Annotated in this window: 16 protein-coding genes and 1 riboswitch; of the genes, 4 read left to right on the forward strand and 12 right to left on the reverse strand. The window is 70.6% G+C overall.

All coding sequences use genetic code 11. The features are described from left to right. The first annotated feature begins 375 nt into the window (after positions 1 to 375). Entirely contained in the window at positions 376 to 1,620 is a 1,245-nt protein-coding gene (locus tag ACZ43N_RS34100; RefSeq protein WP_468102927.1) for a glycoside hydrolase family 18 protein, read from the forward strand. Between the two features lie 72 nt (positions 1,621 to 1,692). Here the strand turns inward: ACZ43N_RS34100 and ACZ43N_RS34105 are convergent, their stop codons facing one another. The 3 genes from ACZ43N_RS34105 to ACZ43N_RS34115 form a co-directional block, all read right to left on the reverse strand. Next, the gene (locus tag ACZ43N_RS34105; protein WP_468102928.1) at positions 1,693 to 2,352 is read right to left on the reverse strand and encodes a TetR/AcrR family transcriptional regulator; all 660 of its coding nucleotides are present in this window, start codon (positions 2,350 to 2,352) and stop codon (positions 1,693 to 1,695) included. Between the two features lie 126 nt (positions 2,353 to 2,478). Further along, positions 2,479 to 2,622: an SCO1431 family membrane protein gene (locus ACZ43N_RS34110; RefSeq protein ID WP_468102929.1), complete on the reverse strand. Its 144-nt coding sequence runs from the start codon at positions 2,620 to 2,622 to the stop codon at positions 2,479 to 2,481. Between the two features lie 94 nt (positions 2,623 to 2,716). After that, complete coding sequence (locus ACZ43N_RS34115) at positions 2,717 to 4,099, reverse strand: peptidase C39 family protein (protein WP_468102930.1); 1,383 nt, start codon at positions 4,097 to 4,099, stop codon at positions 2,717 to 2,719. A 173-nt stretch (positions 4,100 to 4,272) separates the two neighbouring features. Between ACZ43N_RS34115 and ACZ43N_RS34120 the strand changes: the two genes are divergently transcribed. Both ACZ43N_RS34120 and ACZ43N_RS34125 read left to right on the forward strand, forming a co-directional pair. Next, complete coding sequence (locus ACZ43N_RS34120) at positions 4,273 to 4,926, forward strand: uridine kinase family protein (RefSeq protein ID WP_468102931.1); 654 nt, start codon at positions 4,273 to 4,275, stop codon at positions 4,924 to 4,926. Between the two features lie 434 nt (positions 4,927 to 5,360). Beyond that, positions 5,361 to 7,229, forward strand: coding sequence for an AAA family ATPase (locus tag ACZ43N_RS34125; RefSeq protein WP_468102932.1), 1,869 nt, complete (start codon positions 5,361 to 5,363; stop codon positions 7,227 to 7,229). A 243-nt stretch (positions 7,230 to 7,472) separates the two neighbouring features. On the opposite strand, the gene ACZ43N_RS34130 is transcribed toward ACZ43N_RS34125, so the two are convergent. The 9 genes from ACZ43N_RS34130 to ACZ43N_RS34170 all read right to left on the reverse strand — a co-directional run bounded on the left by ACZ43N_RS34130 (position 7,473) and on the right by ACZ43N_RS34170 (position 14,933). Beyond that, the gene (locus ACZ43N_RS34130; protein WP_468102933.1) at positions 7,473 to 8,561 is read right to left on the reverse strand and encodes a hemolysin family protein; all 1,089 of its coding nucleotides are present in this window, start codon (positions 8,559 to 8,561) and stop codon (positions 7,473 to 7,475) included. Further along, on the reverse strand, positions 8,558 to 9,901 hold the full coding sequence (locus tag ACZ43N_RS34135; protein ID WP_468102934.1) for a hemolysin family protein: 1,344 nt from the start codon (positions 9,899 to 9,901) through the stop codon (positions 8,558 to 8,560). Before ACZ43N_RS34135 ends, ACZ43N_RS34130 begins: the two co-directional genes overlap by 4 nt. A 265-nt stretch (positions 9,902 to 10,166) precedes the next feature. Then, positions 10,167 to 10,622 (reverse strand): PH domain-containing protein, encoded by a 456-nt coding sequence (locus tag ACZ43N_RS34140; RefSeq protein ID WP_468102935.1) that lies wholly within the window; start codon positions 10,620 to 10,622, stop codon positions 10,167 to 10,169. A gap of 20 nt (positions 10,623 to 10,642) precedes the next feature. Then, positions 10,643 to 11,500, reverse strand: a complete 858-nt coding sequence (gene hisG, locus ACZ43N_RS34145; RefSeq protein ID WP_468080021.1) for an ATP phosphoribosyltransferase — start codon at positions 11,498 to 11,500, stop codon at positions 10,643 to 10,645. Between the two features lie 52 nt (positions 11,501 to 11,552). Further along, positions 11,553 to 11,825, reverse strand: coding sequence for a phosphoribosyl-ATP diphosphatase (locus ACZ43N_RS34150; protein WP_468102936.1), 273 nt, complete (start codon positions 11,823 to 11,825; stop codon positions 11,553 to 11,555). A 34-nt stretch (positions 11,826 to 11,859) separates the two neighbouring features. Beyond that, positions 11,860 to 12,345: a 6,7-dimethyl-8-ribityllumazine synthase gene (gene ribH, locus ACZ43N_RS34155; RefSeq protein WP_055537205.1), complete on the reverse strand. Its 486-nt coding sequence runs from the start codon at positions 12,343 to 12,345 to the stop codon at positions 11,860 to 11,862. Positions 12,346 to 12,415: 70 nt separating this feature from the next. Further along, positions 12,416 to 13,705, reverse strand: a complete 1,290-nt coding sequence (locus ACZ43N_RS34160; protein ID WP_468102937.1) for a bifunctional 3,4-dihydroxy-2-butanone-4-phosphate synthase/GTP cyclohydrolase II — start codon at positions 13,703 to 13,705, stop codon at positions 12,416 to 12,418. Then, entirely contained in the window at positions 13,702 to 14,334 is a 633-nt protein-coding gene (locus ACZ43N_RS34165; RefSeq protein WP_468102938.1) for a nicotinamide mononucleotide transporter family protein, read from the reverse strand. The genes ACZ43N_RS34160 and ACZ43N_RS34165 overlap by 4 nt, the downstream gene beginning before the upstream one ends. Further along, positions 14,331 to 14,933, reverse strand: a complete 603-nt coding sequence (locus ACZ43N_RS34170) for a riboflavin synthase (RefSeq protein ID WP_468102939.1) — start codon at positions 14,931 to 14,933, stop codon at positions 14,331 to 14,333. Before ACZ43N_RS34170 ends, ACZ43N_RS34165 begins: the two co-directional genes overlap by 4 nt. Positions 14,934 to 15,089: 156 nt before the next feature. Then, a riboswitch (FMN riboswitch) is annotated at positions 15,090 to 15,220 on the reverse strand. Between the two features lie 443 nt (positions 15,221 to 15,663). Here ACZ43N_RS34170 and ACZ43N_RS34175 point away from each other — a divergent pair. Next, a complete protein-coding gene (locus ACZ43N_RS34175) occupies positions 15,664 to 16,422 on the forward strand; it encodes an SDR family oxidoreductase (RefSeq protein WP_468102940.1) in 759 nt (252 codons plus the stop codon). Positions 16,423 to 16,503: the final 81 nt, after the last annotated feature.

Below are 16,503 nucleotides of genomic sequence, written 5' to 3' on the forward strand. Positions count from 1 at the left end.
CCTGTCGGGCACTGCGGCGGCGCACACCAGGGATGGGGTGGCCCCGCCGGGTCTTACGGGCCGCGGCCGATGCTGCCCCTCCGGATCTCGGAAGTGTGCTGGTCAGCGGCTGTGGCGCTTGGAGTATGCCCGATCGGCGGCATCGAGTCACCAGTTAACGACCGCTAATTAGAAGAAGGGCCCCCGGGCGACTCGCCGAAGTCAATTGGTCCAAACCATTGACCAATTGGTCTAGTCCTTCTACTGTTCCGGCAACGCGCCTCCGCGTCCATGCCAAGCGGCGGCCCCGTCGGCCGCGCGAGGCGGCGCCCCGCGCGGCATCAGCAGGTCGGCATCCCTCCCCGCTCACTCCCCGCTCCCTCACGAGGAGACCCCATGCTCGGACCGTCCCACCCCCGCACCCGCTCCCGGGCGCTCATCTCCACCGCGTGTTGCGCCGCCCTCGGCGCGGGACTCCTGGCCGGCGCGGGCCCCGCGTCCGCCGGCGGGACGACGGCCGGTGCGGCCGCGCACCAGGCCGCCCCCGGCTCCAAGGTCGTCGGTTACTTCATCGACTGGGGCATCTACGGCCGCCAGTACTACGTCAAGAACATCGAGACGTCCGGTTCCGCGGACCGGCTCACCCACATCAACTACGCCTTCGGCAACGTCGTCGACGGCAAGTGCGCGCTCGGCGACCCCTGGGCGGACGCCGACAGGCCGTTCACCGCGGAGGAGTCCGTGGACGGCGTCGCCGACTCCGCCGACCAGCCCCTGAGCGGCAGCTTCAACCAACTCCGCAAGCTCAAGAAGCTGCACCCGAACCTCAAGGTCATCTGGTCGTTCGGCGGCTGGACCTGGTCCGGCGGCTTCGGCGAGGCCGCGAAGAACCCCGCGGCCTTCGCGGACTCCTGCTACGACCTCGTGGAGAACTCCAGGTGGAAGGACGTCTTTGACGGCATCGACATCGACTGGGAGTACCCGAACGCCTGCGGCCTCACCTGTGACACCAGCGGCAGGGAGTCCTTCGAGGACCTGATGTCGGCGCTGCGCAAGCGATTCGGCCGGAAGGAGCTGGTCACCGCAGCGATCACGGCCGACGCCTCCAAGGGCGGCAAGATCGACGCGGCCGACTACGCGGGCGCCGCGAAGTACGTCGACTGGTACAACCCGATGACCTACGACTACTTCGGCGCCTGGGACGCGACCACCGCCCCGCACTCGCCGCTGTACCCCTACCCCGGCATCGCGAACCCCGTCTTCAACACCGCGTCGACCATCGCGAAGCTCAAGAGCCTCGGCATCCCGTCCTCCAAGCTGCTGCTCGGCCTGGGCTTCTACGGGCGGGGCTGGACGGGGGTCACCCAGTCGGCGCCGGGCGGCACCGCCACCGGCCCCGCCCCGGGCACGTACGAGGCGGGCTACGAGGACTACAAGGTGCTCAAGGCCAAGTGCCCGGCGAACGGCACGGTGGGCGGCACCGCCTACGCCAAGTGCGGGGACCAGTGGTGGAGCTACGACACCCCGGCGACGGTCAAGGGGAAGATGAAGTACAGGAAGGCGCAGGGCCTCGGTGGCACCTTCTTCTGGGAGCTCAGCGGTGACACCCCGGACGGCGAGCTGATCAGGGCGATCAACTGACCCCGGACGTGCGGCACGTGGGGCGGAGGGCCGACAGCGGGCCTCCGCCCCGCCCCCGGTGGGGCCGGGCGGTCAGCCGTCGCGGCGGGCGGACGCCGGGGCGGCGTACGACGGGACGATCTCCTCGATGGCGCGCAGCGCCCCGCCCAGCATCCTGACCAGCAGCTCGCCCATCGTCTCGCGGTCCAGCCCCGGGCGGTCGATCCAGTCGAGGGTGGCGCCCTCGACCCCGCAGACCCAGCCGAACAGGCCCATGCGGACCACCGGGGGTATGTCGCTCCTGCCGTAGGCCCCCTCGGCGATGGTGGCGACTATGGCCTCGCGCACGCCGTCCCGGATGGCGTGCACCTGGGCGTCGAAGCCGACACCGCCGCTGACGATCGTGCGGTAGGCGGCCTGGTTGTCCTGGGCGTAGCGCAGATAGCAGTCAATGGTGCGCTGCACCCGCTCCACCGGCGGGAGTTGGACACCACTGGCCGCATGCGTGATCAGATCGGCCACCGAGTCCTCGACGATCGCGAGGTAGTATCCGCGCTTGGACTTGAAGTAGTAGTAGATCAGTCCCTTGGCCACATGGGCCTGCCGCGCGATGTCGTCCATCGACAGCGTGTCGTACGAGGTGTCGGCGAACAACTTGCGCCCGATGGAGATGAGTTCGGCGCGGCGTGCTAGGGATCGGCCGGTGCCCCGGGCCCGCGGACGTTCGATCCCACACTGTTGACTGCTATTCAATTTCGGTCCTGGTCTCCGACTGCCAGCGGGACAACCGCAGTATGGCAGACCCGCACCACCAGCTTGTTCGACTCCGATCGACAGATCCAGCGGTGGATCAGGCTTCGGAATCAGCGGGAGGGCGGGTCACAGCAGGCCCAGCTGAACCAGCAGCATCGCGACGACCACGACGAGGGTCCAGCCCATGACGTGTTCGACGATCTTCGGACCGTCGTCCTTGGGGCCGCCCGTGCGGGTACGGACGCCGGCGGTGGCAGAGGTCGCGGTCATGGCAGCTCGCTGGTGTGATCGATGAGCGGTGGACTTCCCCCCTGCGGTCCGTCCACCTTGCCACCGGTCGGCGTGATCGCGGCCGAGAGCTTGGTCACACGCGTACCCCGACCGCCGCGAGCGCCGCGCGCTGGCGGGAGGTGGGCCGCGCCGGGAAGTAGAGGTAGCAGACGCCGCCGGTGCCGGAGACGACCTTCCCTGAGGCGTTGTACCGCTTGGTCCGCAGCCAGATGTTCTCCCACTCGCGCCGCAGGTAGACGCGGCGCACCGCCTCGTTGGTCGGGGAGTTCGGGTCGTTGGCGATGACGTCTCCGCCGGCGGTGAAGCCGATCACGGTCATCAGGTGACCGGCCGTGCCGTAGCCCGCCCCCGTCAGCTCGGCCGCGAGGAAGGACTGGGAGGTGATCACCGGGATCCCCGCCGCGATCAGCTTCTCCAGGTCGGTGAGGGAGCCCAGCCGGGTCACCACGCCCTGGAGGTCCCGGTAGGTCGCGGCGTACGCAGCGTTGAAGGGCCAGTTGCCACAGCCCTCGTACGCGTAGTCGTAGGTGAACCGGGCGGCATGGCACACCTGTGGGTCCGCGTACTCGGGATTGACCCAGGCAAGGTCTTCGGGGCTGGGCGTCCGCCCCCAGTACTCGATGATCATCTGCGAGGAGGTGGGACTGCACCAGGCCTCGCCGCCGTTGTCGTACTCCGGGTACTGACCCTTGTGGGTCTCCTGCGAGTAGCGCGGGACGACCAGCTCGCGCGCGAGTCCGGGGGTGGAGGCCGGGACGGTGAAGCGGTCGGGGATGTCGGAGCCCATTGCTCCGACCCGCCAGACCGTGGGGGTGCGGCGGGTGCCGGGCGTGCGGTACAGGGTCAGACGCAGCCGGTACGAGACGAGGCGCAGGCCCGTGGCCGGGTCGTCGATCGCGAAGGTGTCCGTCCAGACGCTGCTCCTGCCGTCCTTCTGGCCGTCGAGGGAGGTCCGCCGGATGTCACGGTCGCCGGCCGCCCAGCGGCCCATGACGTACCAGGGCGTGTCCGTGCCGTCGGAGTAGGCACCCTTCAGTTCGATCTGGAGCCATGTGCCGTCCGGGGTACGCGCGTTCCAGGAGGGGATGACCTCGGTGGCGGGCACGGCGAGCCGGTGCTCGGGAGACGTCCAGGTCGCGTACTCCCAGGTGGCCGTACGGCCGGTGTGCGGGTCGGTGTAGTCGGTGGTGCCGACCGGGGAGCCGATCACCAGCCCCGGCCGCTCCCCCGCCTTCGCCCGGGTGCCGTCGGCGCTGCCGCGACTCCAGTCGGCGTACGACGTCCAGCCGTGATGGTCGACGAGGCGTTCCGGGGCACGCTCCGGGCGCGCGGGGGCTTCGGTGCGGACCGCCGGTGCGGCGGCGGCCGGGACGGCGGCTGAGCCGGCCGCCGCGGCGGCGGTGGCGACGGCTGCGGTCAGGACGGTCCTGCGGGACGGCTCGGAAAGGCTCGACATGTGCGGGTGACCCCCAGTGGTCCGGAAAAGACAGTTCAGACGCACGGCTGTTCGCCAACTATGGACGCCGAACGCGGACTTCTGCCAGCACCTCGGGCCTCGCCACGCCCTCCAATATTGGTCGATACCACTGGCGCGTTCCGGCATCGCCCGTCCCGGTGTTCAATCGCCTCATGCGTACCTTCCCCGCCTCCGAGGACCCCGCCGTCAGCGACCTGGCCGAGCGGCTGCGGCTGCTGCCGCCGTCCTGCGGGCCGGTCCGGCTGATCGGGGTCGACGGGCACGCGGGCTCCGGGAAGACCACGTTCGCCGGGCGGCTGGCCCAGGCACTGGGGGGCGCCCCCGTGCTCCATCTGGACGACATCGCCACCCACGAGGAACTGTTCGCGTGGACCGGGCGGCTGCTGGGCCAGGTCGTCGAACCACTGCGGCTCGGCGGGACGGCGCGCTACGCCCCCTACGACTGGCGGGAGCGCGCCTTCGGCCCCCGTCGCACCCTGCCGCCGGAGCCCGTGATCGTCGTCGAGGGAGTCGGTGCGGGCCGCCGGGCGCTGCGCCCGTATCTGGCGCGGCTGGTGTGGATGGAACTGCCGGACGAGGAGGCCTGGGCCCGGGGGCGGGCGCGGGACGGCGCGGAGCAGAGCGACTTCTGGGCCGGATGGGTCCGCGCGGAACGTCAGCACTTCGCCGAGGACCCGTCCCGGCCGTTCGCCGACCTTCTGATTCGCCTGGGAACTGCGGGGTACGAGGTGCTGGCGGGACCAGGTATGACTCCGCGATCGAGTGCCCATCTCACGCAGGGTGACGACCCATCGGCAATGTGCTGAAGTTGTGAAGTACCACCTCCGTGAAGTTCCCCGAGTGCTACAACTCGGCTTGACCGGGGGGCCGTACAGGACTTACGTTCTCAATGAGCGGACTATCGGATCCGCCTCTCTACGCGAAGCCCCCGGTTGTTCCCCCGTGATCGGGGGCTTCGTCCTGTCGTCAGCCGGCAGGTCGGCCGCTCACACAGCACGATTCCTTCACCCTCGGTCACCGTGCGCAATGCGCCCCGTCTCCTCCCACCTCGCAATTCGAGCCCTGCTGCACCCTTCGATGGGCGCCCGACCCGCAGGTACGATGCCCTCGGTGCGACCTTCGGACGGTTGCGGCAACGTGACCACGCAACTCCCGTCCGCGGCACAGCGGTTCGAGAAGGCTGCCGACGGGCACCGGCCCGTTCGGTTTCCAGACGGGGGCACGGTTTGTGGGGGACGTGATGGACTTCGGCTCGCGGGGCCCCGAGGCCCCGGCCGACCTCGCCTGGCTACGAGGCGTGGACGCCTACACCATGGGCGCGTATCCGCAGGCGGAGGACGAGTTCCGCGCCGCGGTGCGGATGGATCCGGGCATGGCCGACGGCTGGCTCGGGCTGCACGCGCTGCGGGTGGACACGACGACCGCCCTCCTGCGGATGTTCCGGCACCGGGAGCGCTTCGGGGAGCAGCGCGCCCGCCATCGGCGCACGCTCAATTCCTGGTACTGGCTCGGCTGGTGGGTACAGCCGGTCCTGGAGACCCCCCGCGACCTGCTCCTCGCCCACGCCTCGCACTGGCTGGACGGGCGCCACGTCCCGGAACTGGACCGGGCGCTCGCGGGACTGCCGCCGGTGGACGCCGACCCCCAGGTGCGCTTTCTGCATGCCTGCCGCGCCTACCTCGTCAAGGACTGGGAACAGCTGGTCCGGCACACCGATCCCCTCCTCGACGATCCCCTGCTCGGTATAGAGGCGGGCCTCTTCGGCGGGATGGCCCGGGTCCGCCTGGAGACGTACGGCCAGGCCGAACCGCTGCTGTCCGCCGCGCTGATGCGCTGTCGCAGCGAGCAGCCGCAGCGCAAGGAGCTGCGGTACTGGCTGGCCCGCGCCCACGAGGGAACCGGACGCAGCGCCGCCGCGCTGCCGCTCTACCGGGCCGTGCACCGGGTCGACCCGGCCTTCATGGACACCTCCGCGCGGCTCGCGGCCATCGCCGAGGGGGACGGGTACGACGAAGCGGCCGACCTCGCGGCGATCGCGCTCGCCGGGATCGGGCAGGACACGCTCGACGGGAGCGACGGCCTCGATCCGCTCTTCGACGCCGAGGGCCGGGATCTGAAGGTCTCCGGTCCGGACCCCGTGCCGCCGGGCGCGCTGCCGCCCGAGGCGGGCGACACCTTCGTACGGGCGAAGTCCCTGGTGCGGGTGGACCCGCTGCCGGCCGGGCCGACCGATCCCGAACTGCTGGAGGAAGCGCTCGCCGAGCTGGAGCGGATGGTCGGCCTCGAGCCGGTGAAACGGCAGGTCAAGGCGTTGTCGGCGCAGCTGAACATGGCGCGGCTGCGGGCCGGGCAGGGGCTGCCCGTTCAGCCTCCGAAGCGTCACTTCGTCTTCTCCGGGCCGTCCGGGACGGGGAAGACGACCGTCGCCCGAATACTGGGCCGGGTCTTCTACGCACTCGGGCTGCTGGGCGGTGACCATCTGGTGGAGGCCCAGCGGGCGGATCTCGTCGGCGAGTACCTCGGCCAGACCGCCGTGAAGGCGAACGAGCTGATCGACTCGGCGATCGGTGGGGTGCTGTTCGTGGACGAGGCGTACTCGCTGTCCAACTCCGGGTACGGCAAGGGGGACGCGTACGGCGACGAGGCGCTCCAGGTCCTGCTGAAGCGGGCCGAGGACAACCGGGACCATCTGGTGGTGATCCTCGCGGGGTACCCGGAGGGCATGGACCGGCTGCTCGCCGCGAACCCAGGGCTGTCGTCGCGGTTCACGACACGGGTCGACTTCCCTTCCTACCGGCCGCTGGAGCTCACCGCGATCGGTGAGGTGCTCGCCGCGGAGAACGGGGACGTGTGGGACGAGGAGGCGCTGGAGGAGCTGCGGTCCATCGCGGGGCATGTCGTCGAGCAGGGGTGGATCGACGAGCTGGGCAACGGGCGGTTCCTGCGGACGCTGTACGAGAAGAGCTGTGCTTACCGGGATCTGCGACTGTCGGGGTATCCGAGCGTGCCGACGCGGGACGACCTGTCGACGCTGCGGCTGCCGGATCTGATGCAGGCGTACGGGGAGGTGTTGTCGGGGCGGGGGCCGCAGGATCCCTCGGCGCGGTGACCTCCGGTGAGGGCTGGGGCGCCCAGTAGCTCGGGGGTGCACGTGTACGGGCGGGTACGGGTGGCGTGTGGTTTCTCGCGCAGTTCCCCGCGCCCCTGAAGGGAACGGGCCTGCGGCCCGCCCTTCACACTGAAAAGCACGGGGCGCAGCCCCGGGCGCTTTTCAGGGGCGCGGGGCGGTGACATATGCGGCACCGCCGCGTGGGCGCGACCAGCCCCCACGCACCCGCACTCGCGCCCTACCTCAGCTCGCCAGGACGTTCTCCGGTGATTCCGTCGACCTCGGTTCCGCCAGGCGAACCGGCGGAGCCTGACGGTGGGCCGGGTCCCGGACCTCGCCCACCAGGAGTTCCAGGACGTCCTCCAGGGCGACCAGGCCCAGGACCTTGCCGGAGGCGTCCACGACCTGGGCGAGGTGGGTGGCCGCTCGCCGCATGACAGTGAGCGCGTCGTCGAGGGGGAGTTCCGAGCGGAGGGTGGTCATGGGGCGCCACACCTGCTGCGGGACGGCCCGGTCGGAGTCCTCCAGGTCGAGGACGTCCTTGACGTGGAGATAGCGGCCCATGAACGCGCCGTTCTCCGCGACCACCGGGAAGCGGGAGTAGCCGGTGCGGGCGGTCAGGGCCACCACCTGCGCGGGGGTGACCGAAGGGCCCACCGTCACCAGGGAGTCGCGTCCGAGCAGCACGTCGGTGACTGGGCGGGAGCCCAGCTCCAGCGCGTCCTCCAGGCGCTCCTGCTCCTCGGGCGCCAGCAGTCCCGCCTGGCCGGAGTCCTCGACCAGCCGGCCGAGCTGGACGCTGGTGAACACCGCCTCCACCTCGTCCTTGGGCTCGACGCGGAAGAGTTTGAGGACCACGCGGGCACAGGCGCCGAGGCCCACCGTGACCGGTCCGCAGACGCGCGCGAAGGCGACGAGCCCGGGGCTCAGCCACAGCGCCGTCTTCTCGGGCGCCGCCATCGCCAGGTTCTTCGGCAGCATCTCGCCGATCACGAGGTGCAGGAAGACCACCACGGCCAGCGCGATGAGATACCCCAGGGGGTGGATCATGCCGTGCGGCAGGTGAATCGCCTCGAACACCGGCTCCAGCAGCTTCGCCACCGTCGGCTCCGCCACGGCGCCGAGCGTCAGTGAGCAGACCGTGATGCCGAACTGGGCCGCCGCCATCATCCGCGGCAGGTTCTCCAGGCCGTGGAGGACCTGTCGGGCCCGTGCCGTGCCCAGTGGTTCGATCTGGCTGCGGCGGACCGAGACCAGGGCGAACTCGGCGCCGACGAAGAAACCGTTGGCGAGCACGAGGAGCAGGGCGAACAGGAGTTGGAGCACGCTCATCGGGCCGCCTCCACCACGGTGAGGGGTTCGGTGGCGGGGGCGGTGCGCACGAGGCGCACCCGCTCGGCGCGGTAGTGCCCCACCTGGCGCACCGCCAGCCGCCAGCCGGGCAGCTCCGCCTTGTCGCCCGGCGCCGGGATCCGGCCGAGCAGGTCGGCGACGAGTCCCGCGACCGTCTCGTAGGGGCCCTCGGGTACGTCGAGACCGATGCGCTGGAGCACGTCGATCCGGCAGCTGCCGTCGACGTCCCAGGCGGGGCGGCCGTCCTCGGGCGGGGCGACGGCGAGTTCGGGCAGGTCCTGCCCGTCGTGCTCGTCGCGCACCTCGCCGACCAGTTCCTCGACGATGTCCTCCAGGGTCACCACACCGGCCGTACCGCCGTACTCGTCGACGACGACGGCGATGGGCTGTTCGCTGCGCAGCCGGGCCAGGAGCGGTTGCACGGGCAGCGTCTCCGGCACGAGCAGCGGGGCCTTGGCGATATGGCCGACCGGGGTGTGCAGCCGCTCCTGGGCCGGGATCGCGAGGGCGTCCTTGAGGTGGACCATGCCGACGATCTCGTCGATCCGCTCCCGGTAGACGGGGAAGCGGGACAGTCCGGTGGCGCGGGTCAGGTTGACCACGTCCTCGGCGGTGGCCGAGGACTGCAGGGCGCTGACCTTCACCCGGGGTGTCATCACGTTCTCCGCGGTGAGCTCGCCCAGGGACAGCGTCCGCACGAAGAGGTCGGCCGTGTCCTGTTCCAGGGCGCCGGCCTGCGCGGAGTGGCGGGCCAGGGAGACCAGTTCGTCGGGGGTGCGAGCGGAGGCCAGTTCCTCGGCCGGTTCGACACCCAGGGCGCGGACCAGCCGGTTCGCGACCGCGTTGAGGCCGGCGATGACCGGGCGGAACAGGCGGGAGAAGACGTACTGGGGGCCCGCGACGAAGCGGGCGACCTGCATCGGCCTCGACACCGCCCAGTTCTTGGGCACCAGTTCGCCGATCACCATCTGCACGGCGGACGCCAGCAGCATGCCGACGACCACCGAGACACCGGAGACCGCGCCTTCGGGTATGCCGATCGCGGTGAACGGGCCGTGGAGCAGCTCGGCGAGCGCCGGTTCGGCGAGCATGCCGACGACGAGGGAGGTGATGGTGATGCCGAGCTGGGTGCCGGAGAGCTGGAAGGACAGCTCCTTGAGCGCGCCCACCACCTTGTGGGCCCGGCGGTCGCCCTCGGCGGCGGCCTTCTCGGCGTCCGGTCGTTCGACCGTCACGAGGCCGAACTCGGCGGCGACGAAGAAGCCGTTGGCGAGGATCAGGAGGAAAGCGGCTGCGAGCAGCAGCAGAGGGATGGTCATGCCGCCGCCTCGGTATCTCGGGAGGGGGCGGCGCAGGTACTACAGGACGATCCGTCCATCGCTGGAAGGAGTCACTCCTCGAAGTAGCAGGGGGCCACTGGTGTACCCGGTGGCACAACAGTGGCGGAGGCGCAACGAAAACGCCTCCGCCAACAGATTAATCAAGACATGGGCCGGTACGGCAGGGGCGGCGGCCCTGAGTCGGCCCTGATCTTGCTCGGGGTCGCCCCGGATGCGCTCGCTGTCAGTCCGGGGTCACTCGGCGTCAGCCCCGGGGCCGCTCGGGCTCGGTGACGGAACGGGCCTCCACCAGCGCCCGGAGCGTGCGGGCGTCCTCGATCGCGCGCTGCTTGGCGATGCCGGGCTGGATGCCGAGCGCGGGCAGGCTGGTGCCGTCGGTGAGGTCGAGGAAGACCCAGGGGTCGCCGACCCTCAGGTTCACCTGGACGATCTCCGCCCAGCCGAGCTGCCGCTTCCCGGCGATGTTGACGACGGTCACACCGGACTCGTCGGCGACCACCTTGGGCCGGGAGAGCAGACACAGCACCCCGGCGAGCAGGGCCGCTGTGAAGACGAAGCTGAGCCGCTCCCCCGGGCCGAGCGTCGGCAGCAGCAGCGCGACCACCGTGATGACCACGAAGATCGCGGTGGCGGCGGAGAGCAGGACCGCCCGGGTGCGCCCCGGCCGGAAGGTGACCGGCAGGGCGGGTAGATCCGACATCGCGTACGACTCCTCGGAACTCAGAGGCGGCAGGCGTGGATGGCGGTGGTCAGGATGGCCCGGGCACCGATGTCGTACAGGTCGTCCATGATCCGCTGGGCCTCCTTGGCCGGGACCATGGCGCGTACGGCGACCCAGCCCTCGTTGTGCAGCGGCGAGACGGTCGGGGACTCCAGTCCCGGGGTGAGGGCGACGGCCTTCTCCAACTGCTCGACGCGGCAGTCGTAGTCCATCATCACGTAGGTGCGGGCCACGAGGACGCCCTGGAGGCGGCGCAGGAACTGCTGCACCTTGGGTTCGTTCTCCGAGGAGGTGTCGGCGTCGACGCGGCGGATGACGACGGCCTCGGACTTCATGATCGGCTCGCCGAAGACCTCCAGGCCCGCGTTGCGCAGGGAGGTCCCGGTCTCGACGACGTCGGCGATGACCTCGGCGACACCCAGTTCGATGGCGGTCTCGACGGCGCCGTCGAGGTGGACGACGGAGGCGTCGATGCCGTGGTCGGCGAGGTGTCCCGCGACGATCCCCTCGTACGAGGTGGCGACGGTCTTGCCCTTGAGGTCCGCGATGCCGCCCGCCGTGCCGGGCTTGGCTGCGAAGCGGAAGGTGGAGCGGGCGAAGCCGAGCGGGAGGATCTCCTCGGCGTTGGCGCCGGAGTCGATCAGCAGGTCGCGTCCGGTGATGCCGATGTCGAGACGGCCGGAGGAGACGTAGATCGCGATGTCCCGGGGGCGGAGGTAGAAGAACTCGACCTCGTTCTCCGGGTCGACGATCCGCAGTTCCTTGGACTCCCGGCGCTGGAGGTAGCCGGCCTCATGCAGCATCTCCCCCGCAGGGCCGGACAGGGAACCCTTGTTGGGGACGGCGATGCGCAGCATGAGGCAGGCTTCCTTCGTTCTCGTGGGTGCTCAGGTGGGTGCGGGGGACGGCTCAGAGGTGGGCGTACACGTCGTCCAGGGAGATGCCACGGGCGACCATCATCACCTGGACGTGGTACAGCAGCTGCGAGATCTCCTCGGCAGCCGCTTCCTTGCCCTCGTACTCGGCGGCCATCCAGACCTCGGCGGCCTCTTCGACGACCTTCTTGCCGATGGCATGGACGCCCCTCCCGACCAGTTCGGCGGTGCGGGAGGTGGCGGGGTCGCCGTTGGCGGCCTTGTGCTGGAGCTCGGTGAAGAGCTCCTCGAACGTCTTCTTGGACATGGTGGGCCCCACACTACGCCGTCACGGGCATGCCTCAGCGCCAGGGTTCGGATACTGAGCGGAGCGTGGCCGCGGTCGCCACGGCCGCGGTCACCGCCTCGTGCCCCTTGTCCTCGTTGGAGCCCTCGATACCGGCGCGGTCCAGGGCCTGCTCCTCGGTGTCGCAGGTCAGTACGCCGAAGCCGACGGGGACTCCGGTGTCGACGGAGACCTGGGTGAGGCCCTGGGTGACGCCCTGGCACACGTACTCGAAGTGGGGGGTGCCGCCGCGGATGACGACGCCGAGGGCGACGATGGCGTCGTAGCCGCGGCCCGCGAGGACCTTGGCGACGACCGGGAGCTCCCAGCTGCCGGGGACCCGCAGCAGGGTCGGCTCGTCGATGCCCAGGTCGTGCAGGGCGCGCAGCGCGCCGTCGACGAGGCCGTCCATCACCTTTTCGTGCCACTGGGCCGCGATGACCGCGACGCGCAGGTCGCCGACGTTGCTGACGGACAGTTCGGGTGCGCCCTTGCCGCTCACGTTGCTCCTTGGTTCCTGAATCTCGGTACGAGACGGTCGTGCTGTGGTTCTGGTGAGTCTGTCTGCTGGTTCACTGCTCGCCGCAGGTGGACACGGTGGTCGTGTCCAGCCACGGCAGGTCGTGGCCCATCCGGTCCCGCTTGGTGCGCAGGTAGCGGAGGTTGTGCTCGCCCACGCGGACGGGCATCGGTTCGCGGCCGGTGACCGTGAGGCCGTGCCGGACGAGGGCGTCGGTCTTCTCGGGGTTGTTGGTCAGCAGCCGGAGGCCGCGGACGCCGAGGTCCTGGAGGATCTGGGCGCCGGCGCCGTAGTCCCGGGCGTCGGCGGGCAGGCCCAGTTCGAGGTTGGCGTCGAGGGTGTCGCGGCCGCGTTCCTGGAGTTCGTAGGCGCGCAGCTTCGACAGCAGGCCGATGCCGCGCCCCTCGTGGCCGCGCAGGTAGACGACGACGCCCCGGCCCTCGGCGGCGATGCGTTCGAGGGAGGTCTCCAGCTGGGGGCCGCAGTCGCAGCGCAGGGAGTGGAAGACGTCGCCGGTGAGGCATTCGGAGTGGATGCGGACGAGGACGTCCTCGCCGTCGCCGATCTCACCGTGGACGAGGGCGACGTGCTCGACGCCGTCGACGGTGGAGCGGTAGCCGTATGCGGTGAAGTCGCCGAAGGCGGTGGGCAGCTGGGTCTTCGCCTCGCGCTTGACGGTGGGCTCGGAGGAGCGGCGGTAGGCGATCAGGTCCTCGATGGAGATGATCGTCAGGCCGTGCTTGCGGGCGAAGGGGATCAGCTCGGGCAGGCGCAGCATGCGGCCGTCCTCGCCGGCGATCTCGACGATGGCGCCGGCCGGGCGGAGCCCCGCGAGGCGGGCCAGGTCGACGGCGGCCTCGGTGTGGCCGTCGCGCACGAGGACGCCGCCGCTGCGGGCGCGCAGCGGGAAGATGTGGCCGGGGCGGACGAAGTCGGTCGGCTGGGCCGTGCCGCTCGCCAGGAGTTGGAGCGTGGTGGCGCGGTCGGAGGCGGAGATGCCGGTGGTCACGCCGTGCTCGGGGGCGGCGTCGACGGTGACGGTGAAGGCGGTGCGCATCGACTCGGTGTTCTGCTGCACCATTTGCGGCAGTTCGAGCCGGTCCAGTTCATCGCCCTCCATGGGGGCGCAGATCATGCCCCGGCATTCGCTCATCATGAAGGCGACGATCTCGGGTGTGGCCTTCTCGGCGGCGATGACGAGGTCGCCCTCGTTCTCCCGGTCCTCGTCGTCGACGACCACGACGGGGCGGCCGGCCGCGATGTCGGCGATGGCCTGCTCCACGGGGTCGAGCCCGAAGTTCTCGATGCCGTCGGTGCTGTACAGAATCGGCGCCATGGTCATGCCGGGGCTCCTTCCAGGGCGGGCTTGCGGGACCGCAGCCACCAGTCGCGCATGCCCCACAGGACGAGCGCGCCGTAGATGATGTAGACGAAACCGGAGAAGGCGTAGCCGTTGGCGAAGTTGAGCGGTACGCCCACGAGGTCGACCAGCAGCCAGGCGAACCAGAACTCGACCATGCCGCGTGCCTGGGCGTACATGGCGACGATGGTGCCGGTGAAGATGTACGCGTCCGGCCAGGGGTCCCAGGACAGGGTGGGGAACGCGGTGAAGAGGCCGCCGACGGCGAGGGTGCCGAGGGCGGCGCCGGCGACGAGGTACCCGCGCTCGCGCCAGGTGGCGAAGCGCGGGGCGATGGCGCCGTCCGCGGTCTGCCCCTTGGTGCGGTTCCACCGCCACCAGCCGTACGCGGCGACGGCCATGACGATGACCTGCTTGCCGGCGCTGCCGGTGAGGTGGCCGACGAAGGCACCGAAGAGGATGAGCCCGGAGAGGAACTGCACGGGCCAGTTCCACAGGGAGCGCACGGCGCCGAGCGCGAGGGCGATCAGGCCGAAGATGTTCCCGATCATGTCCGACCAGCGGATCTGCTGGTCGAACACGGTGAAGGCGACCGAGTTCAGCGAGTTCACCGGGTGGCCCCTTGCGATCCGAGGAGCCGCTCGACGTACTTGGCGATGACGTCGACCTCGAGGTTGACCGGGTCGCCGGGCTGCTGGCGGCCGAGGGTGGTCAGGTCGAGGGTGGTGGGGATGAGGCTCACGGTGAAGTAGTCGGGGCCGGCCTCGACGACGGTGAGGCTGATCCCGTCGACGGTGATGGAGCCCTTCTCCACGACGTACCGGCTGAGGTCGGCGGGGAGCGAGATCTTGACGATCTCCCAGTTGTCGGACGGTTTGCGCTCGATGACGTGACCGGTGCCGTCGACGTGCCCCTGCACGATGTGCCCGCCGAGGCGTTCGCCGACGGCCATGGGGCGTTCGAGGTTGACGCGGGAGCCGACGGTGAGGGCGCCGAGGCTGGAGCGGTCGAGGGTCTCCGCCATGACGTCGGCGGTGAACCAGTCGTCCTCGTGCTCCACGACCGTGAGACAGACGCCGTTGACGGCGATGGAGTCGCCGTGCTTCGCGCCCTGGGTGACGACGGGGCCACGCAGTCGGAAGCGGGACGAGTCGCCGAGGTTCTCGACGGCGGTGACCTCACCCAGCTCTTCGACGATTCCGGTGAACACTTCCCGGGTCCTCCTGCCTCATAGGGCTCGGACTCCGGGGCTGTCGAAGACGACAGAGATGAGCGGACCACGGCACAGGGGGCGACGCCGTGTGGAAGACCCACTCCTGCTGGAGCAGGCCGACAACAGTCGGCGGCGCGCACGAATGCCCGCCCGCCGCGCACTGCCTCCCATCCGGACTTTAACCGTCGGTCCAGGAATTTCACCTGGTCAACCGGCCGCTGGAAGCGACCGGGTCGCGGACTGTAACCGCCGGTTCGGACTTTCACCGACCCCGGAGTGCGCTGCTTCTGGTACATGGCCAGTGTGCCACGCCTGATCGGCACCCATGCGGGTGATGGCTGTGGGGTGGCTCACAGGTCATGCCACTGGACTTCCACGACGAGTGGCGCGCAGGGCCGTTTCCGGCTGACCACGAGTCAACTGCCGCCCCGGTGGCCCCAGTCGAATCGTGCCGAACGACCTCCGACCCGTTGACCAGTTTGGTCTAGTCCTTTTAAGGTCTGCGATCGCGGTTACTCGTCCCGAAGGCGCACTGGCCGCCCCTGGTCGGCCCGGCGGCGGTGACGACGGCCCTTGCCCCGCCGCCGGGTCTCTTCCGCCCTCTCCGACCGATGACTCGCTCGCCGAGCGAACCTCGCCCCGGTGTCACATTCAACGGGTGCTGTCCGGTCATAGGTACCGAAAGGCGTTCCGGCGGGGAGCGTCCGGCGTCGAAGGGTTGGACAGTATGACCACGATCCTGGTGACCGGTGGGACCGGTGTCCTCGGTCGGCTCGTAGCCGAACGGCTGCGGGCGGACGGGCACGAGGTGCGTGTTCTCAGCCGGCACGCGCAGCCGTACGCCGTCGACCTGGTCGCGGGTGGCGGCGGGCTGGACTCGGCGGTGGCGGGGGTGGACACGATCGTGCACTGCGCGTCCTCGCCGCGCGGGGGCGACGAGAAGGCGGCGGCGAACCTGATCGCCGCGGCGCGGCGGGCGGGTGTGGGGCACCTCGTGTACATCTCGATCGTCGGCGTCGACCGGGTGCCGTTCGGCTACTACCGGAGCAAGCTGGCGGTCGAGCGGATGATCGAGGAGTCGGGGCTGGCCTGGACGACGCTGCGGGCGACCCAGTTCCACGACCTGCTCGTGACCCTCTTCGAGGGCCTGTCGAAGTCGCCGGTCATGCTGTTGCCCGCCGGGGTGAGCGACCAGCCGGTCGCCGTCGCCGAGGTCGCCGACCGTCTGGCCGAGCTCGCCGTGTCCGCCCCCACCGGCCGGGTCCCCGACATGGGCGGACCCGAGATCCGCACGCTCCCCGCACTGGCCCGCGCCTACCTGAGCGCCGTCGGCCGCCGTCGTCCGCTCCTGACCGTGCCGCTCTTCGGCAAGGCGTACGCCGGGTTCCGGGCCGGGGGTCATCTGGCACCGGAGCGGGCGGTGGGCAGGGGGACATTCGGGGAGCATGTGGCCGGGCGGTTCGGTGGGGGCCGCGAGTCGGAGTGAGCGGCGGGCCGAGTCGGCGGCGGGAGGAGCGATGGGCGGCACGGGGCTCGGGCCGCCCGGCGCCGGGGCCTGACGTGGTAG

This window comes from Streptomyces sp. NPDC030814 (genome assembly GCF_055572155.1).

What these genes read in the sequence shown, in the direction of transcription:
- ACZ43N_RS34130 (WP_468102933.1), bottom strand. Translation starts at nt 8,561, where the DNA reads ATGAGCGTGCTCCAACTCCTGTTCGCCCTGCTCCTCGTGCTCGCCAAC.
- ACZ43N_RS34115 (WP_468102930.1), bottom strand. Translation starts at nt 4,099, where the DNA reads ATGTCGAGCCTTTCCGAGCCGTCCCGCAGGACCGTCCTGACCGCAGCC.
- hisG (WP_468080021.1), bottom strand. Translation starts at nt 11,500, where the DNA reads ATGCTGCGCATCGCCGTCCCCAACAAGGGTTCCCTGTCCGGCCCTGCG.
- ACZ43N_RS34150 (WP_468102936.1), bottom strand. Translation starts at nt 11,825, where the DNA reads ATGTCCAAGAAGACGTTCGAGGAGCTCTTCACCGAGCTCCAGCACAAG.
- ACZ43N_RS34160 (WP_468102937.1), bottom strand. Translation starts at nt 13,705, where the DNA reads ATGACCATGGCGCCGATTCTGTACAGCACCGACGGCATCGAGAACTTC.
- ACZ43N_RS34100 (WP_468102927.1), top strand. Translation starts at nt 376, where the DNA reads ATGCTCGGACCGTCCCACCCCCGCACCCGCTCCCGGGCGCTCATCTCC.
- ACZ43N_RS34120 (WP_468102931.1), top strand. Translation starts at nt 4,273, where the DNA reads ATGCGTACCTTCCCCGCCTCCGAGGACCCCGCCGTCAGCGACCTGGCC.
- ACZ43N_RS34140 (WP_468102935.1), bottom strand. Translation starts at nt 10,622, where the DNA reads ATGTCGGATCTACCCGCCCTGCCGGTCACCTTCCGGCCGGGGCGCACC.
- ACZ43N_RS34125 (WP_468102932.1), top strand. Translation starts at nt 5,361, where the DNA reads ATGGACTTCGGCTCGCGGGGCCCCGAGGCCCCGGCCGACCTCGCCTGG.
- ACZ43N_RS34110 (WP_468102929.1), bottom strand. Translation starts at nt 2,622, where the DNA reads ATGACCGCGACCTCTGCCACCGCCGGCGTCCGTACCCGCACGGGCGGC.
- ACZ43N_RS34135 (WP_468102934.1), bottom strand. Translation starts at nt 9,901, where the DNA reads ATGACCATCCCTCTGCTGCTGCTCGCAGCCGCTTTCCTCCTGATCCTC.
- ACZ43N_RS34175 (WP_468102940.1), top strand. Translation starts at nt 15,664, where the DNA reads ATGACCACGATCCTGGTGACCGGTGGGACCGGTGTCCTCGGTCGGCTC.